This is a genomic window from Maribacter aquivivus (genome assembly GCF_900142175.1).
Taxonomy (GTDB): domain Bacteria; phylum Bacteroidota; class Bacteroidia; order Flavobacteriales; family Flavobacteriaceae; genus Maribacter; species Maribacter aquivivus.
Genome location: NZ_FQZX01000001.1, coordinates 922,933 through 947,832 on the forward strand (window position 1 = coordinate 922,933; position 24,900 = coordinate 947,832).

The following is a 24,900-nucleotide window of genomic DNA, read 5'->3' on the forward strand; positions in this document are numbered from 1 at the left end:
CTTTTAAATAACAAATTATAAATCGTAATTTCGTTTGAAATCATCAATGGGAAAAGCAATTACAACAACAAGAGCGCAAGAGTCTACAAATGCAATAGAACGCATGTATATTACTATGCGCCATCTTTTTAATAGAGGTTTTTATAAACCAAACGGAGTTTCTGGTGAAGCATTGAAAAATGCTTTACTTCAACTAAGACCTGAGATATATGGTTCTGTAGGTGAAGAAAAAGCCGAACTAAACGGACTTATATACGTTTTAGAAAGATTACCAGAAGGTATAGAACAATGTTCATTCATTAATTTAACTTCAGATGAAGGGTATGGTATTTCTCATATCAACCCCATAATTCCACCAAAAAGAAGAAGAAACTGCTATCGTATAGACGAAGAGCAGATGAATATAGAAATCACCAGGGGTCGTTCAGATATCTATGATATTCTTACTCACCTTACTTTTCTATTCATTGAATCTGAAAAAATATGTAAGCGTATTTTAATAACAGATACAGAAAGAACTATAAGAGATTGGGAAAAACTTGAAGCTGCGGTTCAAAAAGAGGAGTTGACCCAGGCTGAGCGAGAAATTGCACTTATACATACAGCCAACATTTTAGGTAGGTCTTTTGAAGAAATTTTAGAAGTCTATAAAAAGTTTAGTACCAAAAACAATCCAGATAGATTTTTGAATGTTATTTATTGGTTAGGTAAGCTCGCCTTAGATGAAGAAATCTCAGGAGAGAAAAGGGCAGTTACATTTAGTGCTTTGCTAAGAGAGCGTTTAGGACATCATATTCATGGAGAACGTTGGGCAAATAATATAAAGGAGGTTTTAACCAAAAACAACCTGATGCATAGACCAATTCATATTATCTCTGCAAACATGCATAGTGTTATGAATTCATTATTTGCGAAAGCGGCTTTAAAAACTGAATTTCCGAATACAGATTCATTAGAAATTTTTGAAGCACTTAGTAGTTCAGGGAATGCAACGCTGAGAAAGAAAGTCACGGACTTGGCAGAGAAGAATGGTATGATCATTATGGATGATACCTCAGGAACCAATATAGATGTGCAAATATTTGATACGGCAAAAATTAAAATCAACAATTGTTCGTATGAATTTTCTGAAGAAGAGGTTGATAAAAAACCTGTTATATTTGTAATGGATTACGCATTTGGCGAGCAAGCTTATGAGACAATTGACGAGTTATTGAAACCATACAATACCAAAAAGAACAATGTCACTTTAATAAATGTTGATTCTGTTTCGATAATGGGAAAAGCAGGTATTTTGGAAGGCGGAAAAGGAGATTTAATGATTCCTTCTGCACATATATTTGAAGGAACAGCAGACAATTATCCATTTAAAAATGAATTGTGTGCCAAAGACTTTGAAGGTTATGGTTTAGAGGTTTTTGAAGGTACTATGGTGACTGTTTTAGGAACATCACTTCAGAATAAAGATATTCTTAAGTTCTTTCATAAGTCAACTTGGAATGTAATCGGTTTAGAGATGGAAGGTGTGCATTATCAAAAAGCAATACAGTCTGCCTCTAAAATTAGAAAGAGTATAGGTGAAGATGTAAAAGTGCGTTATGCGTATTATGCATCAGATAACCCTTTAGAAACAGGAAGTACACTAGCATCCGGTGGATTGGGTACAACAGGGGTAAAACCAACATACTTAATCACAGATAAAATTTTAAAGCAAATATTTAATACATAGAATGGCAAGTAATCAATCACCATCTACACAAACCAATTCTGATGAAATTGATTTGGGTCAATTATTTAAATTAATAAGGAGAGGTTTCAATGCTATTTTTCGTTGGATTTTAAGGGTATTTCTTTATCTCAAGAAGAACCTTCTCTTACTTATTGGTCTTGTTGTTGTTGGACTCGCTATTGGTTATGGTTTAAACCAAATTATATCTAAAAAATATAAAACAGAAGTTATTGTAAAACCACAAATTGAAAGTAAAAACTATTTGTATGATGTTATTAATGAAATTCAGTCTAACATTAAATCAAAAGATACTTTGTTTTTTAACTCAATTGGTATAAATAATATTGATTTTAGTGGTTTAAATATTGAAATAAATCGTGTAGCAGAGGTAGGGAATTCAGAAAGTGATATCCAGTATTTAGAATTACTTCAAAGTTTTGAAAATACGGATGCTATAGCTGATATTGTTAGGGCAGAATTAGAAAATAAAAGCTCTTTTAATCATAGAATTACCTTTTATTACAAAAATGTTGAATTTGGTAAAGAATTCTCTGTAAAGATTTTGACCTATATAAATACCAATAAATATTTTAATACTCTTTTGCAAGTTTACCGAGGTAACGCCAAGGGCCGTATTGTTGAAGATGAAAAATTATTGAAACAAGTAGATGAAATAATTACTAATTATACTAGTGGTTTAGCTAATGAAGTAAATAATATAATAAGTGAAAGAATTGTTTTAGATAATCAAGAACAAGTCAATATCGCTGATATTTTTCAATATAAAACTGGTCTCATAAAAGATATAGAGATTAAAAAATTAGAATTACAAGAGCGTTTAGTACCAGTAATTATAATAAACATGGGTCAACCTCAGGTAGAACAAAAGTCCTTTTTTGGTAAGAGTATAGTTTTAATACCAATAATATTTGTTTGTGTATTCTTTATATTATCAGCTATTGTGTATTTAAATAAAAAATCTAAATCATTAATTTAAATTATGCCTGAGCTCCTAACTAATGGTAGAGTTCTAATTACTGGTGGAGCCGGTTTCATTGGCAGTAATTTTATTCCATATTTTTTGGAAAAAAACCCTAATGTTAAAGTGGTTAATTTAGATAAGATAACCTATGCGGGCAATCTTAATAATTTAGATGAGATTAATACTCATTCAAATTATACCTTTATAAAAGGGGACATATGTGATTATCCCTTAATCAATAAATTATTTGAAGATTTTAATATAAATGGTGTTATTAACTTTGCAGCAGAATCTCATGTTGATAATTCTATAGATTCTCCAAGTCCATTCATTAAAACGAATATAGAAGGTACTTTTAACCTACTAGAAGTCGCTAGAAAACATTGGAAAGAAAAAGAGTATAGATTTCATCATATTTCTACAGATGAAGTTTATGGATCGTTGCCGAAAGAAGGCTATTTTACTGAACATTCGAATTACCAGCCAAATAGCCCATACAGCGCATCTAAAGCCTCATCCGATTTTTTAGTTAGAAGCTATCATCATACATATGGAATGAATGTAGTAACTTCTAATTGTTCTAATAATTATGGACCAAAGCAGCACGATGAAAAATTAATTCCTACGATAATAAGGTCTGCTATCCAAGGTATGAGTATCCCAATTTATGGTAACGGAAAGAATATTAGAGATTGGTTATTTGTAAAAGATCATTGTATAGGGATTGATAAAATTTATATGCAAGGTGTTCCTGGTGAAACTTACCTTTTAGGTGGAAATAATGAATATGATAATTTAACCATAGCTACGAAGCTTTGCGAAATTTTAGATTCAAAAATTCCAAATGTGAAAGGGAGTTATTTAAATCAAATTGAGTTTGTTCAAGATCGACTTGGGCATGATTTTAGGTATGCAATTGATTCTTCAAAAATTTCGAATCAGTTGGGGTGGAAAGCTTTTGAAAATTTTGAATCTGGTTTAGAAAAGACAGTTGACTGGTATTTAAATAAATATCAATCTTAAAAAAATGAAAGGAATTATACTAGCAGGGGGTACTGGATCTCGTTTGTGGCCATTAACAAAAGCGTTGAGCAAGCAGTTGATGCCTATTTACGACAAGCCAATGATATACTACCCTTTGGCTACTTTAATGATGTCGGGTATTCGGGAAATATTAATTATTACAACTCCTGAAGATTTACCGTTATTTAAAAAGTTATTATCTAATGGAAATCAATTAGGGTGTAGATTTGAATATGCTATTCAGTCAGAACCAAAGGGATTGGCTGAAGCATTTATTATTGGCAAGAAGTTTATTGGTAATAGTAGGGTTGCTTTAATTTTAGGAGATAATATATTCTACGGTAATGGATTAGAGCAGTTATTAAAAGAGAATTATAAGCCTAAAGGTGGAATCATATATGGATATCATGTTAACAACCCTAAAAGGTACGGTGTCGTAGAATTTGATGAGACAGGCAAGGCTATCTCAATAGTTGAAAAACCAGAAATGCCAAAGTCTAATTTTGCAATACCTGGTATTTATTTTTATGATAATGAGGTTGTTAGTATTGCCGAAAGTATAAAGCCTAGTAAACGGAACGAACTAGAGATTACTGATGTTAATAAAGCATATTTAGAACTAGGTAAACTTCAGGTAAGTGTTTTGGATAAGGGTATTGCCTGGTTAGATACAGGCACATTTAGTTCATTAATGCAAGCATCACAATTTGTGCAGGTAATTGAGGAACGACAGGGCTTAAAAATTGGTTGTATAGAAGAAGTTGCCTTTACACAAGGTTATATTGATACAGAACAATTAAAGGCGCTTGCAGAACCTCTATTAAAAAGTGGGTACGGAGAATATTTAATGAACTTAATTAAATGATAATTACCGAAACTAAATTAAGGGGATGTTTTATTTTACAACCTAAAATTTTTAAAGATAGTAGAGGGTCGTTCTTTGAAATTTTTAAAAAAAAGGAATTAGAGCAACATCTAGGATTTAAAATTGATTTCGTGCAAGAGAACAAATCTATCTCTAAAAAGGGGGTTTTAAGGGGGTTGCATTTTCAAACAGGGGAAGCTGCTCAAGCAAAATTAATTTCAGTTCAGAAAGGAGAAGTGCTTGATGTGATAGTAGATATAAGACCAGAAAGTTTAACTTATGGTCATCATGTAAAAATTAATTTATCTGACCAGAATTTTACAAGTATTTTCATACCAAAAGGTATGGCTCATGGATTTTTATCAATTTCAAATGAAGTTGTATTTACGTATTTATGTGATAATTATTATAATCAAAATATGGAATCCGGAATTTTGTATAATGATTCCGACTTAGCTATAGATTGGGGGTATACCTCATCAGAATTTATAGTTTCAGAAAAAGATTTGATTTTGCCAACTTTCAAAGAACTAACGTAATGAAGAAGGTTTTAGTTACTGGGGCAAATGGTCAGCTAGGACAGTGTTTACAGAAAATTTCTCAGCTGTATAAAAATTTGGAATTTACTTTCAAGAATTCTAATGATTTAGATATTACAGAAGCTTTATCAATTAAAAAAACCTTTAATCTCGTTGATTTTGACTATTGTATTAATTGTGCTGCATATACCGATGTTGAACAAGCCGAAAAAACACCAGATATAGCATTTATGGTTAATGCAGAAGGCGTCAAAAACCTAGCTTTTGCCTGTAAAAAACATAAAGTTAGTCTAATTCATATTTCTACAGATTATATTTTTGACGGTGAAAAAAATGAGCCATATACCACCGATGATATACCGAACCCCATAAATGAATACGGAAAATCTAAATTAATGGGTGAGAAATATATCCAAAAGTTAATGGTTGACTATATTATCATAAGAACCTCTTGGTTGTACTCTGAATTTGGAAAAAATTTTTATACAACAATTTTAAATATTGCCAAGGTCAATCATACTCTAAAAATTTCTAATACTCAAGTTGGTTATCCAACAAATGCTTTAAACCTTGCTAAATTTATTAATCAACTAGTTATATTAGATGATCTTGATTCAAATTTATATCATTTTACAGATCAGGTTGAAATGACATGGTTTGAATTTGCAGAAAAGATTATAAAAACAGAAAACCTTTCAAATAAAGTTATAATTCATAATGATAAATCAACTTATCTTGCGCCAAGACCAAAAAATAGCAGGCTTGATTGATTTTGAATATAAGGTTTTTTCGAAAAATTTTAATTAATGGAAAAGTTCAAGCTGCTACTAGGCAAGTATAATAACATTGTCCAAAATTTTTCTTATTTAACATTATTACAGGTTTTTAATGTGTTTTTTCCGGTTATCATCTACCCCTTTTTAATTGATTTGTTTGGATTAGAACTATGGGGAAAAATAGTTTTGGCGCAATCGTTAGCACTTTACTTATCCTTATTCATAGATTTCGGCTTCGATAGATTTGCGGTAAAAGAAGTTTCAATTTATAGGAATAATGCTATAAAATTGTCGGAAATAGTTTCATGTATAGTGCCGCTTAGAATCTTCCTTGGCATCCTTGTTTTCGCTATTTATGCAATTGTGGTTATGAATGTTTCATTCTTTGAAGGAGATGAAACATTGTATCTTTTATTTTATGCCTTAAATTTTAATTTTATTCTATTCCCTAAATGGTTTTTTCAAGGAGTGGAAGAAATGAAATATATAGTTATTATAAATGTTTCAGTTAAAATAGTCTTTGTTATTTTAATGTTTTTGACTATTAAAAGCGCTTCTGATTTTTTAAATGTGCCTATTTTCTTTGGTGTAGGAGCATTTATAGGTGGTATTATTGGTCTTGTAGTAATGTTCAATTATAAAAAGGTAAACTTTAGGTTTTATAGTTTTAGTCGTTACTATTATTACGTAAAGAGTAGTTTTTACCTTTTTGCATCTACGTTCGTTATCTCTATCAAAGATCGCTTTAATGTATTTATTGTGGGATACTTTTTAGGAATGCAAGAAGTTGCACTTTATGATATTTCCATAAAACTAATTTCATTTATTACACAGCCTATTGAAGCAATAAATGGAGCTATATACCCAAAAGTGGCTAAAGACTTAAATATGGGTTTTGTAAAGAAAATTGCTTTTTACAGCTTCCTTTTCGTTTTGGTCATGGTTTTAGTGACACAAATTTTTCTAACCGATATTTTTCATTTCTTGAATGTTAATGAAATACTAAATGAAAATGAAATTAGAATATTCCTGTTTAGTTCTCTATTCCTTACCTTATCTGTTTTCTTAGCTAGAAATTGTTTTATTGTTTTCGATAAATTTAAACTTCTTTTTCATTCGATGGTAATGTCATCAGGGCTTTATGTAGTTTTGATATTATTATTGTACTTCTTCAACCAAATAACTTTTAAGTATATTGTTCTTGTAGTCTTTATTGTTTATATTTTTGAGTTTTTATATCGATATTATTTAGCAAGAAAATACAATCTTATATCCATGGGCATTAGATCAAAATTAGGAAAATATTATTATGGAGGAGGTTCTTATAGTCACTTAGCAAAACCTATAGTTTATTTGTTTGATTTATATAGGCATCGTATAGTCAGTGAGAAATCTTTTACAGAAAATCGCTTTAAGAGAAGAATGGGTTATGATTTGAACCTGGAAAATCCTAAAACGTTAAATGAAAAAATTCAATGGTTAAAATTATATCATAGAACTCCACTACATACAATTTGCGCAGATAAAATTGCAGTCAGGGATTATGTGGCAGAGAAAATAGGTAAAGAATATTTGGTGCCGTTAATTATGGTAACAGAGGACATTCAAGATATAAATTTTGACAATTTACCTAATGAACCATTTATAATTAAAACGAATCATGATTCTGGTAGTTATAAGATCATAAAGGATAAAAATGACGTTGGTGATTGGAATGCTTTGAGAAATTTTTTCTCTAAAAGCCTAAAATCAAATTTTTATTATAAATCTAAGGAATGGCAGTATAAAAATATACCGCCAAAAATATTAGTAGAAAAATTATTAATAACAAAGGAAGGAAATATACCAGAAGATTATAAGATTCATTGCTTTAAAGGAGTTCCAAAATATATTCAGCTGGATGTAGATAGAGGTAGGGAAAATCATTCTAGAAATTGGTATAATACTAATTGGGAAAGAACAGAATTTCATTGGTCTACTAAATTAAAAAGTGGAGGGGAAACTCTACCAAATGACAAAGAGATTCCACGTCCTTTAACTTTAGATACTATGTTGAAATTTGCCACAGTATTAAGCAAAGAATTCCCGTACGTTAGAGTTGATTTTTATTCTTTAGACAATAAGAAAGTTTATTTTGGAGAAATAACCTTTAACCATGATTCTGGGTTTAGGCCTATTATTCCAAAAGAATGGGACTATAAACTTGGCGATATGGTAACATTGCCAGACCATAATACTATAGCTTAAAACTTATGAAGATAAGAGTGGTGTTTTTACTCCCTTCACTTGGTGGTGGTGGCTCTGAGAGGGTTTTTATGAATTTGTGCAAATATTTTGACAAGGACAAATTTAAAGTTGTTTTATGCCTTTTAAAAAAAGAAGGTGAGTTTTTGTCACAAATAGAAAGTGATCCAACTATAGAGATTCACGACTTAGGAGTGTCAAGAGTTCGTTATTCCATTTATCCTATCATAAAGTATCTTCGTAAAGAACAACCTGAAATTGTTCTATCTACACTGGGTCATTTAAATGCTTTATTATCTGCTGTTTCTTTTATGATTCCCAATAATGTTAAGATAATTGGGAGAGAATCAAATATAGTGAGCATGAGTAATCATAATAAAATCACCTTGCTATTTTATAAACTCTTTTATAAAAACTTTGATAAAATTATTGTTCAGAGTAATGATATGGAGGTAGATTTGAGAAATCTTGTTCATAATTTTAGAAAAGGTCAAATAGTTAAAATTAATAACCCGGTAGATTTAGAACATATTCAAGCTTTAATGCAAACTAATGATGAACTACTTCCTATCAATAAAATCAATTTAATATCTGTTGGTAGTTTAACGCACCAAAAGGGATATGATATACTTTTAAAATCATTTGCTAAATTTAAAGATAAGAATAAGTATCATATTTCTATAATAGGGAAAGGAAAATTAAAAGATGATTTAATCGATTTGATTAAAGAATTAAATATCGAGGAACATGTATCGCTTCTTGGCTTTAGAGGTAATCCGTATAAATATATTGCTAAAGCCACAATTTTTATATCAAGTTCTAGATTTGAGGGCTTCCCTAATGTGGTTTTAGAATCGCTTATTTGTAATGTGCCCGTAATAGCCAATGCATATAAAGGGGGTATTAACGAAATTATAGATAAACCTCTGTTTGGCAATATTATTAACTTGGAGGATAGCGAGGTTTTTGAAAGGACCTGTAAGGAATTTTCTTCTAGGGATTTATCTCAAAAATTAATAAGTAAAGAGATAAACGAAAGATATGGAATACGTTCTATTGTAAATAAATATCAAGATCTAATATTAAATATGTAAATTATTTTTTAATGATATATTATGTTGTTCTATATATTTATTTTTTTACGATTTCTTTTCTTCAAACCATATTAGTTAAAAAAATATGGAGTTTATTTTTAACCATATTTGTTCCTGTTGTTTTGGTATTGACTTTTAGGGGTGCCGATGGTATTGATACTGAAAATTATTTATCATTTTTCAATGATATTGGACACAAAGTAAAAGGATACGATGGTTTAGATTTAGGCTTTTTATATCTTTCTACTTTAATTAAAAAACTTTACGATAATGAGGTTTTTTATTTTTTCTGTATTGCTGTAATATCGGTCGGTATAAAATTTAAAGCCATTCAGAAATTGTCCCCATTGCCAATAATTAGTGTATTTATATTATTTGGAACATATTTTTTGTCACTTGAAGCAAACCAGATTAGGCAAGCTATGGCATTAGGGGTAGGCCTTTTTTCTCTTTATTTTATTATTGAAAAAAAACAAAAATTGTTTTTCGGATTTATATTTTTAGCTGCTACGTTTCATGTTTCAGCAATTATTTTAATACCGACTTGGTGGCTTTATGACTTGAAAATAAAAAGAAATACCTTATTGTTGTTATTAGGTATATCATTTTTATTTGTTTTTATATCCTTGGTAGAAGTATTCCAATTTGCTGTCAAATTCAGTTTTTTTTGGGGTGAATTTATTTTCTCTAAACTATTAAATTATGCTTCAAAAATGGAAAGAGTTGGATTTTCACCAATTCAATTATGGTATATATTTATTTCCGTTATTTTTGTAGTTGAGAAAAAAAGGATTAACAACCCCATATACTCCTTTCTACTTAATTTATTTATTCTTGGGGTTGCTCTCAATTTTTTCCTCAATAGCTTTTCATACATGATTAGAATCACATATTATTTTATTGCTGTTGAAGGAATTTTGTTTGCATTTTTAATTAAAAATTCTAAAATGGGCACTAGAATCGTATTATTTCTTTTGGCTGCATTATTGTTAGCACTTAAAAATTACAAATACTACTACGCGAACTTAGAATTTTTTCAATGAAAAAGGTACTTCATTTATTTCCGGCTTATAAAATAGGAGGGGCTCCTGTGAATGTACTAAGGTTCATAAAAGGGAGCAGAGATAAAGTTTTTAATTATGCGGCAGCTTATAAGGTTGATGATCAACTATTTGCAGAATACGTTCATGAGACAGAAGAAAGTTTCGATGTTGATTTGACTAGTTTTAAATTGAAATCATTTGTAAAATTACTTAGGATTGTTAGAAAGATTAACCCAGATATTATTCATGCTAACGGAAAAGGTGGCGCGCTATATGCTTTTTTATTATTCATATTTTATAGAAAGAAAATATTTTACACTTTTAGAGGTTTTCACATAAAATATATGGGTATCAAACATAAATTTCATATTTATTTTGAAAAAATATTCTCTTTGTTTTATGTAAAAGCCGTTGCTGTGAGCCCTTCTGAAAAAGATTTTTATTTAAAGATTACTGGTGTTAAGGCAGAAAAAGTAGAGGTAATAGGAAATGGCGTGGAAATTACACAAAGTTCATTACCTAGGAATATACTAATGGAGGTAGATAGGTATAAAATTAATATTGTAAGCTTATCAAGAATAGATGAGGTCAAGGATATTATTACAATGGTGAAAAGTTTTGAGCTATTAAAAAATACTGAGGCTGCTCTTCATATAATGGGAGGTTTTCTTACCGGTGACGAATCATATAAAAATGAAGTCGACAACGTTATAAAAACATTATCTAGTAAAGATCAAATTTATTTATGGGGCGATATACAAGGGGCTGGTAATTATGTGAATAATTTTGATATATATTTGTCAACGTCATTATCTGAAGGGTTACCAACTTCAATTATTGAGGCTGGCTTAAGTAAGGTTCCTGTTGTTGCCTCAGACTGCAATGGCAATATCGATTTAATAAAAGATGGTCAAACAGGTTATTTGTTTTTGAAGAAAGATATTGGCGGGTTAGTTGAAAAACTCAGTTTATGTATTAATCAATTAGGTTCAAAGGAGCAATTAGAGATTTTAGAGAATAACTTAAATCAAATGAACACATATTCTATTAATTCGCACGTAAGTAAATTAATAAAACTATATTCTAAAAAGGATTGAAAATTTTACAAGTAAATAAATATTTTTATCCTGATATCGGTGGAGTTGAAACTGTTGTGAATCAATATGCTCAAGCATTAAAGGATTATCATACAGTTAAAGTCTTATGTGTTCATAAAGAATTTTGCCTTAATACGGTTGAGGAAAATATTAATGGAATTGAAGTAATTAGATGTTCATCTTTTGGAACCTTTATGTCTATGCCTATTTCGCTTTCTTTTTTTTACTATTTTTTTAAATATTATAGAAAATTTGATGCTTTTCATTTTCATGAACCTTTTCCATTAGCTTCAATTTTGTCTTTATTTTTAAATGAAAAGAATAAAATTATTGTTACTTGGCACAGTGATATAATTAAACAAAAATCATTAAAACGTTTTGTTGAATACTTTCAATCGTTTCTATGTAAAAAGGCATCTATTATTACTACTACATCGCCAAATTTACTTGATTTTTCTGCGGTTTTGAAGCAGTATTCTAATAAGGTTCGCATATTGCCATTAGGTATTGACTTCGATTTTGAAAATAAAGAATACCCTTTAGGTGAATATATCCTTTGTTTGGGAAGACTATCATACTATAAAGGTATTGATATACTTTTAGATGCCTTTTTAAAAACTGAAACGGATAAAGAGTTATTAATTATAGGTGATGGCGATAAAAGAATAGTCGAATTAATATTGGCTACTCAACGAAGCACAAGTAAAAAGATTAAATTTATTAATCGATTTGTAAATGAGAACGAAAAGCAAAGTTTTTTGCAAAATTCTCTTTTTTTTGTATTTCCATCTATAGCTGCGAGTGAAGCTTTCGGTATTATACAACTTGAAGCCATGTCTTATGGTAAGCCAATTATAAATACTAATTTGCCTACAGGGGTGCCTTATGTGAGTTTAGATAATGTAACTGGAATAACAGTTGAACCTTCTAATATATTAGAGCTAACCGAAGCTATAGATAAATTATCTTTTGACAAGGAATTAGTTATTCAAATGGGAATAAATGCTAGAGAAAGAGTTGCCACTCATTTTTCTAATTCACAAATTATGGCCGAATTATTGGATATCTATGATAACTTATGAAATTAGATAAAGATTTTTTCGGATTTTATATTTTTGCATTTATTTTACCATTGCCATTACCATTAATAGTATCATCCTTAGCAGCAGCTATATTAATAATAAACGGTCTTGTTTTATTTAAAAAACCAATTAGTGTTGATTTTTTGTCTTTAGCTTTTTTTTTATTTTTTAGTTCTGACTTATTGTCGTCGTTTTTCTCTGGAAGAAGCTTCTTTGATAATACCATAGTTAATGATGTAAAGATAATTTGTGCAGTTTTGCCTTTAATAGTATTTAACATTAAGCTGAAATTTAAACTTAAAACTTTACAGTATTCTATACTTAAGGTGTTTACGTTTGGTGTTTTATGTTATATTATATATTGCATATTTTACTATTTTTATTTTATATACACCCACCCTCGATATACTGTTCAGATTGATAATTATTTATTTTGGGCAATAGAAAATAATTTTCCCGGTACTTACCATAGAACTTATATAGGCTCTTATATTGTTTTGTCTTCGGTATTCGTCTTGAATCAATATATTAAGGGTCGAAACATACAGGATAAAATTGGTTTCGGATTTATTTTCTTATTAGAGTTATGTGCTATTTTTTTTCTTGGTTCAAAATTAACAATGGGCTTGTTTTTAGTCATAAACACTTTGTTGTTATTAAAATATTACAGAATACTGATTTTACCTTTATTTTTATCAATTGGATTAGGTTTTTTTCTTGTTAAAGAATGGATTTTTAAATCTTTAACAAAATCATATTTTGATAGGACAGTGTTTTTCAATAAGTCTTTAGAAATAATAGAGGATAATTTATTATTTGGTATAGGAGAGAAGAATATATTAAATTATACTGTAGTAATAAATGAAGTAAAAACGGTATTAATACCTCATAATTCATTTTTAAAAGAACTTTTATCAAATGGGTTGTTAGGTCTGATTATACTATTTTGTTTGTTAGGATATTTAATCTTTATTGCTTTTAAGAGTGGTAATTTAATTTTTCAATATTTTTTAATTTTGGTTCTTGGTCTTTGCTTGATAGAAGATTTTTTATATATGCAAAGAGGACTTTTCTTTTTTGTTTTTTTTACGGTTTTCTTTATCAATACGGGTAATCGCAAAAATTTAATATAAATTGCGAATCTTTTACTTTCAGTGTTATGCCAAATCCTTCCATTTTAAATTCAATAGAGCGAAAATTTATACTATTAGTAGGAGATTTGGTAATAATTATTGCCAGTCTAAATGTTTTTGTAAATAATGCAATTGATATTGAATTTATATCGTTCAAGCTAAAGGTGATAGTTACTTTATTTGGTGTATTCTCTTTTCTAACGCTTTCTTATATTTTAGACTTGTATAATCTACAAAGAACTTTAAAAAGAAAGTACGTAGTATCCCAAGCCTTATATATAACTGCATTATTTGTTTTTATAGTTTTTATATTTTCTGTATTATTTTTTGATACTAGTTTTTGGAGAATACCTCTATTAGTTTTCCTTATACTTACACCAATAGAAATAGCTCTATGGAGATTGTTTTTTGTAAATGTTTTTAGAGTTATACCGACTACGAGGAATGTATTATTAATTTATGATAAGGAAACAGAAAAACATTTTAGAGAAGTAACTTCTTCTATTGACGGTGAGGATGTAGAAACATTTTATAAAGTCAAATTAACTTATAATCTTAATCAACATACTGAGATAAGAAAAAAGTTTTTGGTTGCTACTGAAAAAGTTGATTCATGGATTGTAAATATTAAAAATTATAGTGATTTTCCAGATGATTTAGAAAAAATACTTTTAAGATCTATTCTTAAAGGGAAAGAGGTTATATCATATACATCGTTTTATGAGAACACCTATGAAGCACTGCCTATACAATCTCATAATGATAGTTTTTATGAAATTTTACAGTTAAGAAATAGGAAAATAAGATATTTGCATACAATATTTAGTTTTTTTGTAAATCTAATTCTTTCTCTTTTTGTTGGAATCACTTTGGTTATATGTATCCCTTTTGTTTATGTGTTAAATCTTTTTTTTAACAAAGGACCATTATTTTATACTCAAAAGCGTGTAGGTCTTCACGGTAATGAGTTTAAAATTTATAAGTTTAGATCTATGGTCGTTAATGCAGAAAAAGAAGGTGCTAAAATGGCCGTTAAAAATGATACAAGAATAACCCCATTCGGTAGAATTTTAAGGATATTTAGAATTGATGAACTACCACAAATCATTTCGGTGATTAAAGGTGATATGCAATTCATAGGTCCTAGACCAGAACGCAAAGTATTTGTTAATCAATTAAATTCTCTAGTACCTTTTTACGGAACTAGACATTTAATAAAACCTGGTATAACAGGTTGGGCGCAAGTGAAATATAAATATGGGGAGAATCTTGAAGATTCTATTAAAAAATTAGAGTATGATTTATATTATATTAAGAATCGTTCTATCACTCTCGATTTAAGAATAATTTTTAAAACTGTAACTACGGTTTTATTCTCTAGAGGAGTATAAAGATTTTGAATAAATGAAAAAAATATTAATTACGGGAGCTGCTGGTTTTTTAGGTTCTCACCTTTGCGACAGATTTATTGCTGAAGATTTCCATGTAATTGGAATGGATAACCTTATTACAGGAGATTTAAATAATATATCTCACTTGTTTTCACATCCAAATTTTGAATTTCATCACCATGATATAACAAAATTTGTACATGTATCTGGTAAACTTGATTATATTTTACATTTTGCTTCTCCGGCAAGTCCTATTGATTATTTAAAAATTCCTATCAAAACTTTGAAAGTTGGTTCCTTAGGTACGCTAAACCTTTTAGGTTTGGCAAAAGAAAAAGGTTCAAGAATTTTGGTTGCCTCAACTTCCGAAGTTTATGGTGATCCATTGGTTCATCCTCAAAATGAGGAATATTTTGGTAATGTAAACCCTATTGGTCCTCGCGGTGTATATGATGAAGCTAAGCGCTTCATGGAGTCCATTACAATGGCATATCATAGACATCATGGATTAGATACTCGTATCGTTCGTATATTTAATACCTATGGTCCTAGAATGCGTTTAAATGATGGACGGGTGGTACCTGCATTTATGGGGCAAGCGCTACGAGGCGAAGATTTAACCGTATTCGGAGATGGTTCTCAAAGTAGGTCATTCTGTTATATCGATGATCAAGTAGAAGGAATATACCGATTGCTATTTAGTGATTATACAGATCCGGTTAATATTGGTAATCCGCATGAAACTACTATTAAAGAATTTGCAGAAGAGATTATTGCTTTAACAGGTACCAAACAAAAAGTGATTTACAAGCCTCTACCGCAAGATGATCCTACACAACGTCAACCCGATATTACAAAAGCGAAGGAAATTCTGGGCTGGGAACCAAAAGTAGATAGGGCAGAAGGATTAAAAATCGTATACGATTATTTCAAATCGTTGTCTAAAGAGGATTTACAGAAGAAAGAGCATAGAGATTTCTCTACTAAATAGAAAATTAAAAGAGCAAGAAGTATTTTTGCAAAAATTGACAAAATGAATATTTTAATTCTAGGATCAGGTGGTCGTGAGCATACTTTTGCTTGGAAATTAGTACAAAGTAATAAACTATCAAAACTATTTGTGGCACCAGGAAATGCTGGTACAGAAAAAATCGCAACAAACATACCAATTGGTGTAAATGATTTTGAAGCTATTAAGAAATTAGTTTTAAAGGAGAATATTGAACTTGTAATGGTTGGCCCAGAAGATCCGTTGGTAAATGGAATTCATGATTTTTTTATAGGTGACCAAGAATTAAAAAATGTGGCTGTTATCGGTCCTGAGAAATTAGCGGCTACTTTAGAAGGTAGTAAGGAGTTTGCGAAAGAATTTATGATGCGTCATGAAATACCTACCGCTCAGTATAAAAGTTTTACGGCTGAGACTGTTGAAGACGGATTTAAATTTTTGGAAGAACTAAATCCTCCGTTCGTTTTAAAAGCTGACGGATTGGCTGCTGGTAAAGGTGTAGTTATTCTAAATGACTTAACCGAAGCCAAAGTTGAGCTAAAATCAATGTTAGTTGATCAAAAGTTTGGTGCAGCTAGTGAAACTGTTGTTATTGAAGAGTTTCTTGATGGTATTGAACTAAGTGTTTTTGTGCTAACCGATGGTGATAGTTACAAAGTGCTACCAACAGCAAAAGATTATAAAAGAATAGGTGAGGGTGATACCGGACTCAATACTGGCGGTATGGGAGCTATTTCGCCGGTTCCCTTCGCAAGTAAGACCTTTATGGATAAGATTGAGCAGCGAATTGTGAAACCTACGGTAGAAGGTCTTAAAAACGATAATATGCCTTATAAAGGTTTTATTTTTATCGGACTCATAAAAGTTGGTGATGATCCTAAGGTTATTGAATACAACGTTAGAATGGGTGATCCTGAAACTGAAGTTGTTTTACCGCGTATTCAAAATGATCTTGTAGAACTGCTACAAGCTGTGGCTGATCAGAAATTGTCTAAAATAGATTTGCTGCTTGATGATAGAACAGCTACCACGGTTATGACTGTCTCTGGTGGTTACCCTGGTTCATACGAAAAAGGAAAAGAGATCACTGGAATTGATTCTATTACTGAATCACTGGTATTTCACGCAGGTACTATACTTAAAGATGGTAAAGTAGTTACTAATGGTGGTAGGGTAATGGCAATTACTTCTTTTGGTACTGATTTTAAATCGGCACTGGCGCAATCGTATAAAAATGTAGAGAAGCTTTCCTTTGAAGGAATTAATTATAGAAAAGATCTAGGTTTCGATCTTTAATAAATAATCAGTTATCAGTTTTTAATCTTTAAAAACTGATAACTGATTTAATTTGATATTATAAGTAAGAGTGAGAAGTACTAGACTTATCCTCTTCACCATTATCATTATATTTCTTCAATTGAAGCATCCAATACACAAATGCTACAGAACCTATCAACATAAATATCCAGTTTAAGATATTTGCTAAAGCCCAACTATCTGCAAAACGTAAAAAATCTAATGGTGCAAATAGTACATTTACGAACAAATCTGCGATACCTTCAAAAAATGATTTCATCTTATTACTATATTTACCAGCAAAAATATAAAAAGCTTAGATGATTTCAAGCATTTTTGAGAAAACAAAACCGGTGAATTTCATCATTCTTCTGGTTTTTTTGTTTCTTTTCTACTGGTCAGTCCAATTTTACCTCTTTGATTTATCGATGAGCAATGTAGAAATTGCTCCGTCAATCGGTATTTTGACCATTTTATTGTTCAGTGTTTTTATTGTTGACTTTGTTGTTAAGCGTAACAAGCTTACCAGTACAAATTCTTTTGCAATTTTGTTTTTCACCCTGCTTTTTGTGGTTTTTCCTGAGACCTTGGGTGATAATAATGCCATTTTTACCAGTTTTTTTCTATTGCTGGCCATGAGACGGTTGTTAAGTATTAAGTCTTTAAAGAATATTAAGCTTAAGATTTTTGACGCCTCACTCTGGATTTGCATTTCAAGTGTTTTTTATGAATGGGCTTTGCTTTATTTACTTTTAGTTTTTGCGGCAATATATATATATGAACCAAAAAACATACGAAACTGGTTGGTAATCATATCCGTTGGCTTCTGCTTTTTTATGATACTATACGGTATATTAGTATTGCTTGACAAGCCTAATTTTATTCTAGAGCATTATGATTTTGCAATCCATTATGACGCTATATTCCCTATTAAATGGTGGACTAGCTTAAAAATGACATTGTATGCCTTGTTCAACATGGCTCTTGCTTTTTCTGCCTTTGTTCATTTGAGCAAGTCGGGTGTGGGTAAGGTAATTGTTATGAGACTTATTGCGTTTTCTTTTGTTATAGGTTTGGTGGTTAATGTGCTGGTTACTTCAGAAAATAACAACGCCGTGATGATCACCTTTTTTCCTTCGGTAATTTTTATTGTCAATTATTTAGAATCTATTAAGAAACCTAAGTTTCTAGAATTAATTCTGGTTTCTAGTATTTTAATACCCATTATAGTTTTTGTTGTGAAGCTTTAGGTTTATCCTTTAAACTTTATCTTTGTAAAAAAGGCTCATATGTTTAGCGAATTCGCATTTAATATATTTAATACCAGTATTGATAAATATCACGTAGAGGATGATGTCTATCAAAGTTTTCATAATCCTTATTCAAAAGAAGATATAGAGCACTTGCTATATCGCAAAAACTGGATTGATACCGTTCAATGGCATTATGAGGATATTATTAGAAATCCGGATATCAACCCTGACGACGCCTTAGTTTTAAAACGTAAAATAGATGCAAGTAATCAGGACAGAACTGACTTGGTGGAGTTCATTGATAGTTATTTTCTTAATAAATACCAATCGGTAGATGTTAAGGCAGATGCTACTATTAATACGGAGAGCCCTGCTTGGGCAATTGATCGCCTGTCTATTTTAGCGCTGAAAATTTATCATATGAATGAAGAGGCTACTAGAGCAGATGCTTCTTTAGAGCATAGAGAAAAATGCCAAGTTAAACTCGAAATCTTGCTTGAGCAGAAAAACGACCTTTTTGTAGCTATAGACCAACTACTTGCAGATATTGAAAGGGGTACCAAGTATATGAAAGTATATAAGCAAATGAAGATGTATAATGATGAGGAACTAAACCCCATCCTTCGTGGCAACAAATAAAACTGTTCACATATTGGTAATACGACTTTCCGCTATGGGAGATGTCGCTATGACTGTTCCGGTTCTTTTAGGGGTTTTAAAAAAATATCCTAAGGTAAAGATCACGGTTTTAACAAAAGAATTTACAGCACCTATATTTGAAAATATCCCAAATGTCTCCGTTTTTAAAGCTGATGTAAAAGGAAGACATAAAGGCTTTTTAGGACTTTGGAAATTATATAAGGAATTGAAGACGTTACAGATCGATGTAGTTGCAGATTTGCATAACGTGCTACGTAGTACTGTTCTAAAACAGTTTTTTAAACTATCAACAATTCCTTTTATTCAAGTGGATAAGGGAAGGGCTGCTAAGAAAGCTTTGGTTAATCCGGATCGAACATCTTTTAGCCCTTTGCCGACTACTTTTGAGCGCTATGCTGAGGTTTTTGGTAAGCTTGGGTATCCTATTGCTATAAGTGAGATGGAAACCTTATCTAAAAGACTAATTCCTGATTCAGCAAAACACTTAATTAATTTTGAAGGAAAGATGCTTATTGGTATTGCCCCGTTTGCAGCGTTTAGTGGAAAAATGTATCCACTACCATTGATGGAAGAGGTAATAGCCATGTTGAATTCTACAAATAATTATCAAATTGTATTATTTGGAGGAGGGAAAAAAGAGATTGAGGTTTTGACAACATGGGAAACTCAGTTTAACAATTGCTTTAATGCAGCAGGCAAATTATCATTCTCAGATGAATTAGGTTTAATTTCTAACCTGCAATTGATGCTAGCGATGGATAGTGGAAATGCTCATTTAGCTGCTATGTTTGGCGTGCCAACTGTAACAATTTGGGGTGTTACGCATCCATATGCTGGTTTCTCACCTTTTAATCAGCCGAGGCATTATTCCCTTTTATCCGACAGAAAAAAATATCCTGCAATACCAACTTCTATTTATGGTAATAAATACCCAGATGGTTATGATAAGGTCATGGAAACCATATTACCAGAAACAATCATCCAGAAAATAAGTGAAATTTTAAAAACTCCGGATTAATAATTTACGGGCTTAGCTTCTATACTTTTAAAGTATTGACGTAGTTGAGACATAAATCTATATTTTTTAGAAGCAGGTGCTGCACTTGTCATTAAGGTTCTTACTCCGAAATAAGAACTCATTATAAAAGTAGCTGCAGCTTCACAATCTACATGACGGTCTAAATAGCCATTGAATTTACCTTTTTGTAATGTAGTTATTAAATTTACCTCCCAAACGGTAACAATTTCATTTAAGTGACGCATAATAACTTCATTCTTACCATTGAATTCAGTTAAGAAATTACTTAAAATACACCCGTAATCCATTTCATTATGCACTGCAGTTTCCATAGCATCATCAAAACATTTCGTTATTAATGTTAATGGGTTCTCATGCCCTTCTATAGGCTCTATTAAAGTACTATAGATTTTACGTGCCAATAAATTTTGAATTATTTGAATGAAGAAGTCTTCTTTAGAATCGAAATGATAGTAAAAAGCCCCCTTAGAAAGGTCTAATTTTTTAAGAATATCATCTATACTAGTTTCGTAATACCCTTGGGCGTAAAACAATTCTAATCCGGTGTTCTGTAAACGTTGCATGGTTGCCATGCGCTTAAGGCTCTTGTTCATAATATTTAGATTTGGGTAAATCCGACCATGTGGTCTTTTTATAGAACGCCAGATTGTTAAACTAACTCAGTATTTATAGGTTAGATGCATTTTTTTTCGATAAACGACCATTAAATCGATGTAGAACACTTTTTTTGTTGTGTTTAACAAACTAAGTGGTCAGTTTTGTAAGCGGATTATTTAGTCGATTTATTATATAATAAGTTGGTTTAAAACAAAAAACCGTTCAATGTAAATCATCAAACGGTTCTTAAATTTTATCTCAGATTGTATTAAGCAACAGTCCCCTGGCAACTACTACCCGCACCTGCTGTACAGCCATAACAATGTTGTGAAATAATAATATTTCTATCGTTTAATAAATCTTCATTGTAGTCTTTAATGTGTTTTACCTTGCTAGCTACTTTTAAGTCTAGCATTTGGTTAAAATCACAATCATACAACCATCCGTCCCAACTAATGGAAATAGTATTGGTACACATTACATTTGCTACGGCAGAGGGGTTATATGCTTCAACCAGCGCATACATATAATCTTCATAATTCTCTGAGGCTATCAAATAATCTAAGAAACGTGCAATAGGTAAGTTGGTAATAGCAAAAAGACTATGAAACTGAATATCAAAATCTTCCTTTAGGGCTTTTTTGAAATCTTTTTCCATTGCTACTTGGTCACCTGGTAAATATGCACCTGATGGGTTGTAAACCAAATCCAACTTTAAATCGCTACCTGGCATACCATAACCTCTTTCATTCAATTCTTGCAATGCCTTTATCGACTTATCAAAAACTCCGTCTCCTCTTTGTTTATCCGTTTTACCGCGGGTATAATGTGGCATTGAAGAAATAACATGAACATTATGTTTTTTAAAGAAATCTGGTAAGTGATAGTATTTCTTGTTTGCCCTTATAATAGTTAAGTTAGAACGAACAATAAAATCTTTGATTCCGGCTTTAGCAGCTTCTTCTACAAACCATTCAAAATCAGGATTCATTTCTGGTGCTCCACCAGTTAAATCTAAAGTGTGAGCTCCTGTATTTTTTATGACCTCTAAGCATTGTTGCATAGTTTCACGAGTCATAATCTCTTTACGATCGGGACCAGCATCTACATGGCAATGTTCGCAAACTTGATTACACATGTAGCCTACATTAATTTGCAAAATTTCCAACTTTTTTGGACGTAAAGGAAAATGTCCTATCTCGGCAATTTTGTCCTTAAAATAAGGCAATTCGCCATCAGCAAAGATTCCTCCGTTTAGTATTTCTAATTGCTTATTGGAAACTGCTAAATCGTTTCCTTTCGCTTTTAATGATTTTGTAGCCATTCTTTTTTTGTTGTTGGTTGATGGTTGTCTGTTGTTCGTTTTATTACGAACCTAAAAACAATTCAACCTATTTTAATTTCCTTTTAATAGATAGCAATTTCTATTTCTTCTTTAATATCAAAATTGTTCTAAGGCGATGTAGAAAATAACTAACAACCGACAACGAACAACTATCAACCAAACTACATGGACAATTTATTATACTTATTCATCATTTGTACACCATGAACCAATGTTGCTCCACTTTCAATTGCAGCCCCAACATGTACAGCCTCCATCATTTCTTCTTTTGTTATTCCCTTTTGTAATCCGTCTTTGGTATAGGCATCAATACAGTACGGACATTTAACAACATGAGATACAGCTAAAGCAATTAGAGACTTTTCTCTAGCACTTAGTGCGCCTTCTTCGAAAACCTTACCATAATAATCGAAAAATTTTGTTCCTAATTCTTCGCTCCACTCGGTAATTTTTCTGAATTTTCTTAAATCTGCTGGGTCGTAGTACGTATTTGCCATCTTTTTTTGTGTTTTTGGTTTTATTGAATCTTTTTGTTCTTGGTTAAAATGAATCGGAATTCCCTGCCCCATTTTTTCTATTTCTGGAAGAATTTCCATGTTATCCCAAATGCCAGAAGTAAGGGTGTCTCCATAAGCTTCGGGTAAATGATTTTTGTACATTAATTTTTGTGCTGTTTCGGCATCGTATTCAAATGATTGATGTGTGAAGTTTACTTCGCCATCAATCGCATCCAAAAGCATATACCAAACTCTAGTTGTACCATCATTTGCTGGCATACCAATTACGCCAGGGTTTAGCCATTGCTTATCTTTTATAGATTGATGAAATGGTAGACCGCAATGACCTGCTATGATGATATCACTTTTAGTCTCATTAAAACAGCGTTCTTTACTTTCGGTGGCATTTGACTTGAATACGAATTCAGAAGTATTTCCATAGTTTCCATGGACTACGGTTACTTTTTTACCAGCATAATCAAAACTGATGTACTCTGGTATTTCTTTCATCCAATCTAAAGATTGTTGCGATAAATGTCCTTTCGTATACGGAAACCACATTTTTGAAAAATCATCGCAACGGCTACCACTTTTAAAATCACATCCACAGTCTTCACTGTCACTAGCTAGTTGTAGTTCTACGTTACCTGCAATGCTTAATGCACCCCATTTTTGAAACAATTGAATAGTTTCTTCAGGTTGCGCACAGTAACCGGTTAAATCGCCGGTACTTATACAGTTCTCTGGTTTTACCCCAGCCTCCTGAGCAATAGAAATTAATTTTTCCAATGCTTGTAGGTTGCTATAAACCCCTCCAAAAAGCAAAAGCTTTCCTTCCTTTACACCAATATGTTTTATTTCTTTATCCATGTAGGTATTATATAAACGAATAGGCAACAGATGATGCCCCAAAAATTAATCCAGAGTAAACTGGCGTATTTGCCAGTAGTAAATATCATATTTTCTGGAAACCAATTAAAAATTAAAAGGAAGCCAAATAACAATCCGACAAAAACACTTAAATGAAAACTGATTTTAGGTGCTTTGTCTTTCCAAAATATAAAAATAGGTGTCAAGCCTATGACCATAGTTCCGCTAATAGTGGTGGCGGACAATATTTCTGCATCTAAAAAAACAGGAATTGTACCTAACACTGCAATAGCAGCCATAGACCAACGTCCGAATTTTAAAGTGTTTCCTAAGTTTAAGTCAAGAGCCAATAGTTTAGAGAAAGACGAAAATGTGGAATCTAATGTAGAGGCTGCGGAAGTGATCATAATGAAATTTATAACCAATAATATGATTGTTCCAAAAGCCTTTCCAACTTGTACGGCTGCCTGCCCCTGCATACCTTGAGTTTGCGCGTAAACACCAATAATACTAAATAGAATTATACAAATAGCACCCAATACGCTAGCCCATAAAAAACTCTTTAGTGTAACTTTTGGACTACTGATAAATCCTCTATCCGTTAATACCGGATCATGAAAGGGATAGCTGAAGGATTGTAGTAGTGCTGCGAACAGTAAATTAAGACCTGTTTCAAATGACCAAATACCAGTATTTGCAACTTCTGTAACAGATAAATCTGTTTCCTTTCCAAAAATTGTGAACAATATTACCGCTAAAAGTATAGAAAATAGCCCCATTTGGACAACATCGGTAAAAATTGAACTACTCATACCTCCTTTTAGAACATAAGCCAGAGTCAAAGCTGTAAACACTAATATTGACCAATAGTAGGCACTGGTACCCATATCCCCAAAATAAGAACCAATAACCATGGTGTTACTCCATACTTCATTAAATAACCGAAATGCTATTAGTATAGAAAAGATTGTAACTGCTGTTTTACCAAACTTAGACGATAGAAAATGATGTATACTGGTGTATTTACCATGTAACCTCATTTTATAAATGACGATACCCGCAACTGCAAAAGATAAATAATATCCAGCATAAGCCACTCCACCAACAATACCGAAATCCAAGCCTAAATTAGCGGCATTTGTAATACTCTTTGCAAAAATCCAAGATATGATCAAGCTACCCATTAACATAAAAGTATTGGGTGCTTTCTTTTTCTGGACTGCCTTAAAAAACTGGTTAGTGTCTTTTGCCCATGGGGAAAGGAAAAACAACACCAAACTTGATGCTATTATTAATCCCCATTGCCAAATTTTCACTTCAGTCATAATTGTTCTAT

Annotated in this window: 23 protein-coding genes and 1 pseudogene; 18 read left to right on the forward strand and 6 right to left on the reverse strand. The window is 31.3% G+C overall.

What is annotated here, in order from left to right:
- Positions 1-46: 46 nt before the first annotated feature.
- Genes BUC31_RS03940 through purD form a run of 15 tightly spaced genes read left to right on the forward strand, consistent with a single transcriptional unit; the run spans position 47 to position 17,303 of the window.
- Positions 47-1,729, forward strand: coding sequence for a DUF6909 family protein (locus BUC31_RS03940; RefSeq protein ID WP_073241445.1), 1,683 nt, complete (start codon positions 47-49; stop codon positions 1,727-1,729).
- Position 1,730: 1 nt separating this feature from the next.
- The gene (locus BUC31_RS03945; RefSeq protein WP_073241447.1) at positions 1,731-2,726 is read left to right on the forward strand and encodes a hypothetical protein; all 996 of its coding nucleotides are present in this window, start codon (positions 1,731-1,733) and stop codon (positions 2,724-2,726) included.
- 3 nt (positions 2,727-2,729) lie between these two features.
- Positions 2,730-3,734 carry a dTDP-glucose 4,6-dehydratase gene (rfbB, locus tag BUC31_RS03950; RefSeq protein ID WP_073241449.1) on the forward strand — a complete coding sequence of 335 codons (1,005 nt, stop codon included), beginning with the start codon at positions 2,730-2,732 and terminating at the stop codon, positions 3,732-3,734.
- A gap of 4 nt (positions 3,735-3,738) precedes the next feature.
- A complete protein-coding gene (rfbA, locus tag BUC31_RS03955; RefSeq protein WP_073241451.1) occupies positions 3,739-4,599 on the forward strand; it encodes a glucose-1-phosphate thymidylyltransferase RfbA in 861 nt (286 codons plus the stop codon).
- Positions 4,596-5,138, forward strand: coding sequence for a dTDP-4-dehydrorhamnose 3,5-epimerase (gene rfbC / locus BUC31_RS03960; protein ID WP_073241453.1), 543 nt, complete (start codon positions 4,596-4,598; stop codon positions 5,136-5,138). Before rfbA ends, rfbC begins: the two co-directional genes overlap by 4 nt.
- Positions 5,138-5,908, forward strand: coding sequence for a dTDP-4-dehydrorhamnose reductase (gene rfbD / locus BUC31_RS03965; protein WP_073241455.1), 771 nt, complete (start codon positions 5,138-5,140; stop codon positions 5,906-5,908). The genes rfbC and rfbD overlap by 1 nt, the downstream gene beginning before the upstream one ends.
- 36 nt (positions 5,909-5,944) lie before the next feature.
- The gene (locus BUC31_RS19870) at positions 5,945-8,161 is read left to right on the forward strand and encodes an ATP-grasp fold amidoligase family protein (protein WP_084134937.1); all 2,217 of its coding nucleotides are present in this window, start codon (positions 5,945-5,947) and stop codon (positions 8,159-8,161) included.
- 5 nt (positions 8,162-8,166) lie between these two features.
- A complete protein-coding gene (locus BUC31_RS03980) occupies positions 8,167-9,252 on the forward strand; it encodes a glycosyltransferase (protein WP_084134938.1) in 1,086 nt (361 codons plus the stop codon).
- Positions 9,253-9,263: 11 nt separating this feature from the next.
- Positions 9,264-10,295 (forward strand): EpsG family protein, encoded by a 1,032-nt coding sequence (locus tag BUC31_RS03985; protein ID WP_073241457.1) that lies wholly within the window; start codon positions 9,264-9,266, stop codon positions 10,293-10,295.
- Positions 10,292-11,392 carry a glycosyltransferase gene (locus BUC31_RS03990; protein WP_073241459.1) on the forward strand — a complete coding sequence of 367 codons (1,101 nt, stop codon included), beginning with the start codon at positions 10,292-10,294 and terminating at the stop codon, positions 11,390-11,392. Before BUC31_RS03985 ends, BUC31_RS03990 begins: the two co-directional genes overlap by 4 nt.
- Positions 11,389-12,474: a glycosyltransferase gene (locus BUC31_RS03995; protein WP_073241461.1), complete on the forward strand. Its 1,086-nt coding sequence runs from the start codon at positions 11,389-11,391 to the stop codon at positions 12,472-12,474. The genes BUC31_RS03990 and BUC31_RS03995 overlap by 4 nt, the downstream gene beginning before the upstream one ends.
- The gene (locus BUC31_RS04005) at positions 12,471-13,607 is read left to right on the forward strand and encodes an O-antigen ligase family protein (RefSeq protein ID WP_139251888.1); all 1,137 of its coding nucleotides are present in this window, start codon (positions 12,471-12,473) and stop codon (positions 13,605-13,607) included. Before BUC31_RS03995 ends, BUC31_RS04005 begins: the two co-directional genes overlap by 4 nt.
- A 26-nt stretch (positions 13,608-13,633) precedes the next feature.
- Positions 13,634-14,998: an exopolysaccharide biosynthesis polyprenyl glycosylphosphotransferase gene (locus BUC31_RS04010; protein WP_073241467.1), complete on the forward strand. Its 1,365-nt coding sequence runs from the start codon at positions 13,634-13,636 to the stop codon at positions 14,996-14,998.
- 13 nt (positions 14,999-15,011) lie between these two features.
- Positions 15,012-15,989, forward strand: coding sequence for a UDP-glucuronic acid decarboxylase family protein (locus BUC31_RS04015; protein WP_073241469.1), 978 nt, complete (start codon positions 15,012-15,014; stop codon positions 15,987-15,989).
- Positions 15,990-16,031: 42 nt separating this feature from the next.
- Positions 16,032-17,303: a phosphoribosylamine--glycine ligase gene (purD, locus tag BUC31_RS04020; RefSeq protein ID WP_073241471.1), complete on the forward strand. Its 1,272-nt coding sequence runs from the start codon at positions 16,032-16,034 to the stop codon at positions 17,301-17,303.
- Between the two features lie 58 nt (positions 17,304-17,361).
- On the opposite strand, the gene BUC31_RS04025 is transcribed toward purD, so the two are convergent.
- Positions 17,362-17,583 (reverse strand): DUF6341 family protein, encoded by a 222-nt coding sequence (locus BUC31_RS04025; RefSeq protein WP_073241473.1) that lies wholly within the window; start codon positions 17,581-17,583, stop codon positions 17,362-17,364.
- Positions 17,584-17,731: 148 nt separating this feature from the next.
- Between BUC31_RS04025 and BUC31_RS04030 the strand changes: the two genes are divergently transcribed.
- The 3 genes from BUC31_RS04030 to BUC31_RS04040 are packed head-to-tail and all read left to right on the forward strand — an operon-like array spanning position 17,732 to position 20,234.
- Entirely contained in the window at positions 17,732-18,553 is an 822-nt protein-coding gene (locus tag BUC31_RS04030; RefSeq protein WP_396627738.1) for a hypothetical protein, read from the forward strand.
- A gap of 39 nt (positions 18,554-18,592) precedes the next feature.
- Entirely contained in the window at positions 18,593-19,195 is a 603-nt protein-coding gene (locus tag BUC31_RS04035) for a DUF4254 domain-containing protein (RefSeq protein WP_073241477.1), read from the forward strand.
- Positions 19,182-20,234, forward strand: coding sequence for a glycosyltransferase family 9 protein (locus BUC31_RS04040; RefSeq protein ID WP_317614938.1), 1,053 nt, complete (start codon positions 19,182-19,184; stop codon positions 20,232-20,234). The genes BUC31_RS04035 and BUC31_RS04040 overlap by 14 nt, the downstream gene beginning before the upstream one ends.
- On the opposite strand, the gene BUC31_RS04045 is transcribed toward BUC31_RS04040, so the two are convergent.
- The 5 genes and pseudogenes from BUC31_RS04045 to BUC31_RS04060 form a co-directional block, all read right to left on the reverse strand.
- Positions 20,231-20,848 (reverse strand): TetR/AcrR family transcriptional regulator, encoded by a 618-nt coding sequence (locus BUC31_RS04045; RefSeq protein WP_073241481.1) that lies wholly within the window; start codon positions 20,846-20,848, stop codon positions 20,231-20,233. The two genes, BUC31_RS04040 and BUC31_RS04045, sit on opposite strands and share 4 nt — an antisense overlap.
- A gap of 272 nt (positions 20,849-21,120) precedes the next feature.
- Positions 21,121-22,176, reverse strand: coding sequence for an arsenosugar biosynthesis radical SAM (seleno)protein ArsS (gene arsS / locus BUC31_RS04050; RefSeq protein ID WP_073241483.1), 1,056 nt, complete (start codon positions 22,174-22,176; stop codon positions 21,121-21,123).
- 182 nt (positions 22,177-22,358) lie between these two features.
- Entirely contained in the window at positions 22,359-22,694 is a 336-nt protein-coding gene (locus BUC31_RS19875) for an arsenosugar biosynthesis-associated peroxidase-like protein (protein ID WP_084134996.1), read from the reverse strand.
- 249 nt (positions 22,695-22,943) lie between these two features.
- Positions 22,944-23,564, reverse strand: a pseudogene (locus BUC31_RS04055) (metallophosphoesterase family protein); the annotation flags it as partial.
- Complete coding sequence (locus tag BUC31_RS04060) at positions 23,549-24,889, reverse strand: SLC5/6 family protein (protein ID WP_073241487.1); 1,341 nt, start codon at positions 24,887-24,889, stop codon at positions 23,549-23,551. The gene BUC31_RS04060 and the pseudogene BUC31_RS04055, both read right to left, overlap by 16 nt.
- Positions 24,890-24,900 lie beyond the last annotated feature (11 nt).

Excerpts from the sequence above, each read along its gene's own strand:
- BUC31_RS03940 (WP_073241445.1), top strand. The coding sequence starts at position 47 with ATGGGAAAAGCAATTACAACAACAAGAGCGCAAGAGTCTACAAATGCA.
- BUC31_RS03945 (WP_073241447.1), top strand. The coding sequence starts at position 1,731 with ATGGCAAGTAATCAATCACCATCTACACAAACCAATTCTGATGAAATT.
- rfbB (WP_073241449.1), top strand. The coding sequence starts at position 2,730 with ATGCCTGAGCTCCTAACTAATGGTAGAGTTCTAATTACTGGTGGAGCC.
- rfbA (WP_073241451.1), top strand. The coding sequence starts at position 3,739 with ATGAAAGGAATTATACTAGCAGGGGGTACTGGATCTCGTTTGTGGCCA.
- rfbC (WP_073241453.1), top strand. The coding sequence starts at position 4,596 with ATGATAATTACCGAAACTAAATTAAGGGGATGTTTTATTTTACAACCT.
- rfbD (WP_073241455.1), top strand. The coding sequence starts at position 5,138 with ATGAAGAAGGTTTTAGTTACTGGGGCAAATGGTCAGCTAGGACAGTGT.
- BUC31_RS19870 (WP_084134937.1), top strand. The coding sequence starts at position 5,945 with ATGGAAAAGTTCAAGCTGCTACTAGGCAAGTATAATAACATTGTCCAA.
- BUC31_RS03980 (WP_084134938.1), top strand. The coding sequence starts at position 8,167 with ATGAAGATAAGAGTGGTGTTTTTACTCCCTTCACTTGGTGGTGGTGGC.
- BUC31_RS03985 (WP_073241457.1), top strand. The coding sequence starts at position 9,264 with ATGATATATTATGTTGTTCTATATATTTATTTTTTTACGATTTCTTTT.
- BUC31_RS03990 (WP_073241459.1), top strand. The coding sequence starts at position 10,292 with ATGAAAAAGGTACTTCATTTATTTCCGGCTTATAAAATAGGAGGGGCT.
- BUC31_RS04005 (WP_139251888.1), top strand. The coding sequence starts at position 12,471 with ATGAAATTAGATAAAGATTTTTTCGGATTTTATATTTTTGCATTTATT.
- BUC31_RS04010 (WP_073241467.1), top strand. The coding sequence starts at position 13,634 with ATGCCAAATCCTTCCATTTTAAATTCAATAGAGCGAAAATTTATACTA.
- BUC31_RS04015 (WP_073241469.1), top strand. The coding sequence starts at position 15,012 with ATGAAAAAAATATTAATTACGGGAGCTGCTGGTTTTTTAGGTTCTCAC.
- purD (WP_073241471.1), top strand. The coding sequence starts at position 16,032 with ATGAATATTTTAATTCTAGGATCAGGTGGTCGTGAGCATACTTTTGCT.
- BUC31_RS04025 (WP_073241473.1), bottom strand. The coding sequence starts at position 17,583 with ATGAAATCATTTTTTGAAGGTATCGCAGATTTGTTCGTAAATGTACTA.
- BUC31_RS04030 (WP_396627738.1), top strand. The coding sequence starts at position 17,732 with ATGAGCAATGTAGAAATTGCTCCGTCAATCGGTATTTTGACCATTTTA.
- BUC31_RS04035 (WP_073241477.1), top strand. The coding sequence starts at position 18,593 with ATGTTTAGCGAATTCGCATTTAATATATTTAATACCAGTATTGATAAA.
- BUC31_RS04045 (WP_073241481.1), bottom strand. The coding sequence starts at position 20,848 with ATGAACAAGAGCCTTAAGCGCATGGCAACCATGCAACGTTTACAGAAC.
- arsS (WP_073241483.1), bottom strand. The coding sequence starts at position 22,176 with ATGGCTACAAAATCATTAAAAGCGAAAGGAAACGATTTAGCAGTTTCC.
- BUC31_RS19875 (WP_084134996.1), bottom strand. The coding sequence starts at position 22,694 with ATGGCAAATACGTACTACGACCCAGCAGATTTAAGAAAATTCAGAAAA.
- BUC31_RS04060 (WP_073241487.1), bottom strand. The coding sequence starts at position 24,889 with ATGACTGAAGTGAAAATTTGGCAATGGGGATTAATAATAGCATCAAGT.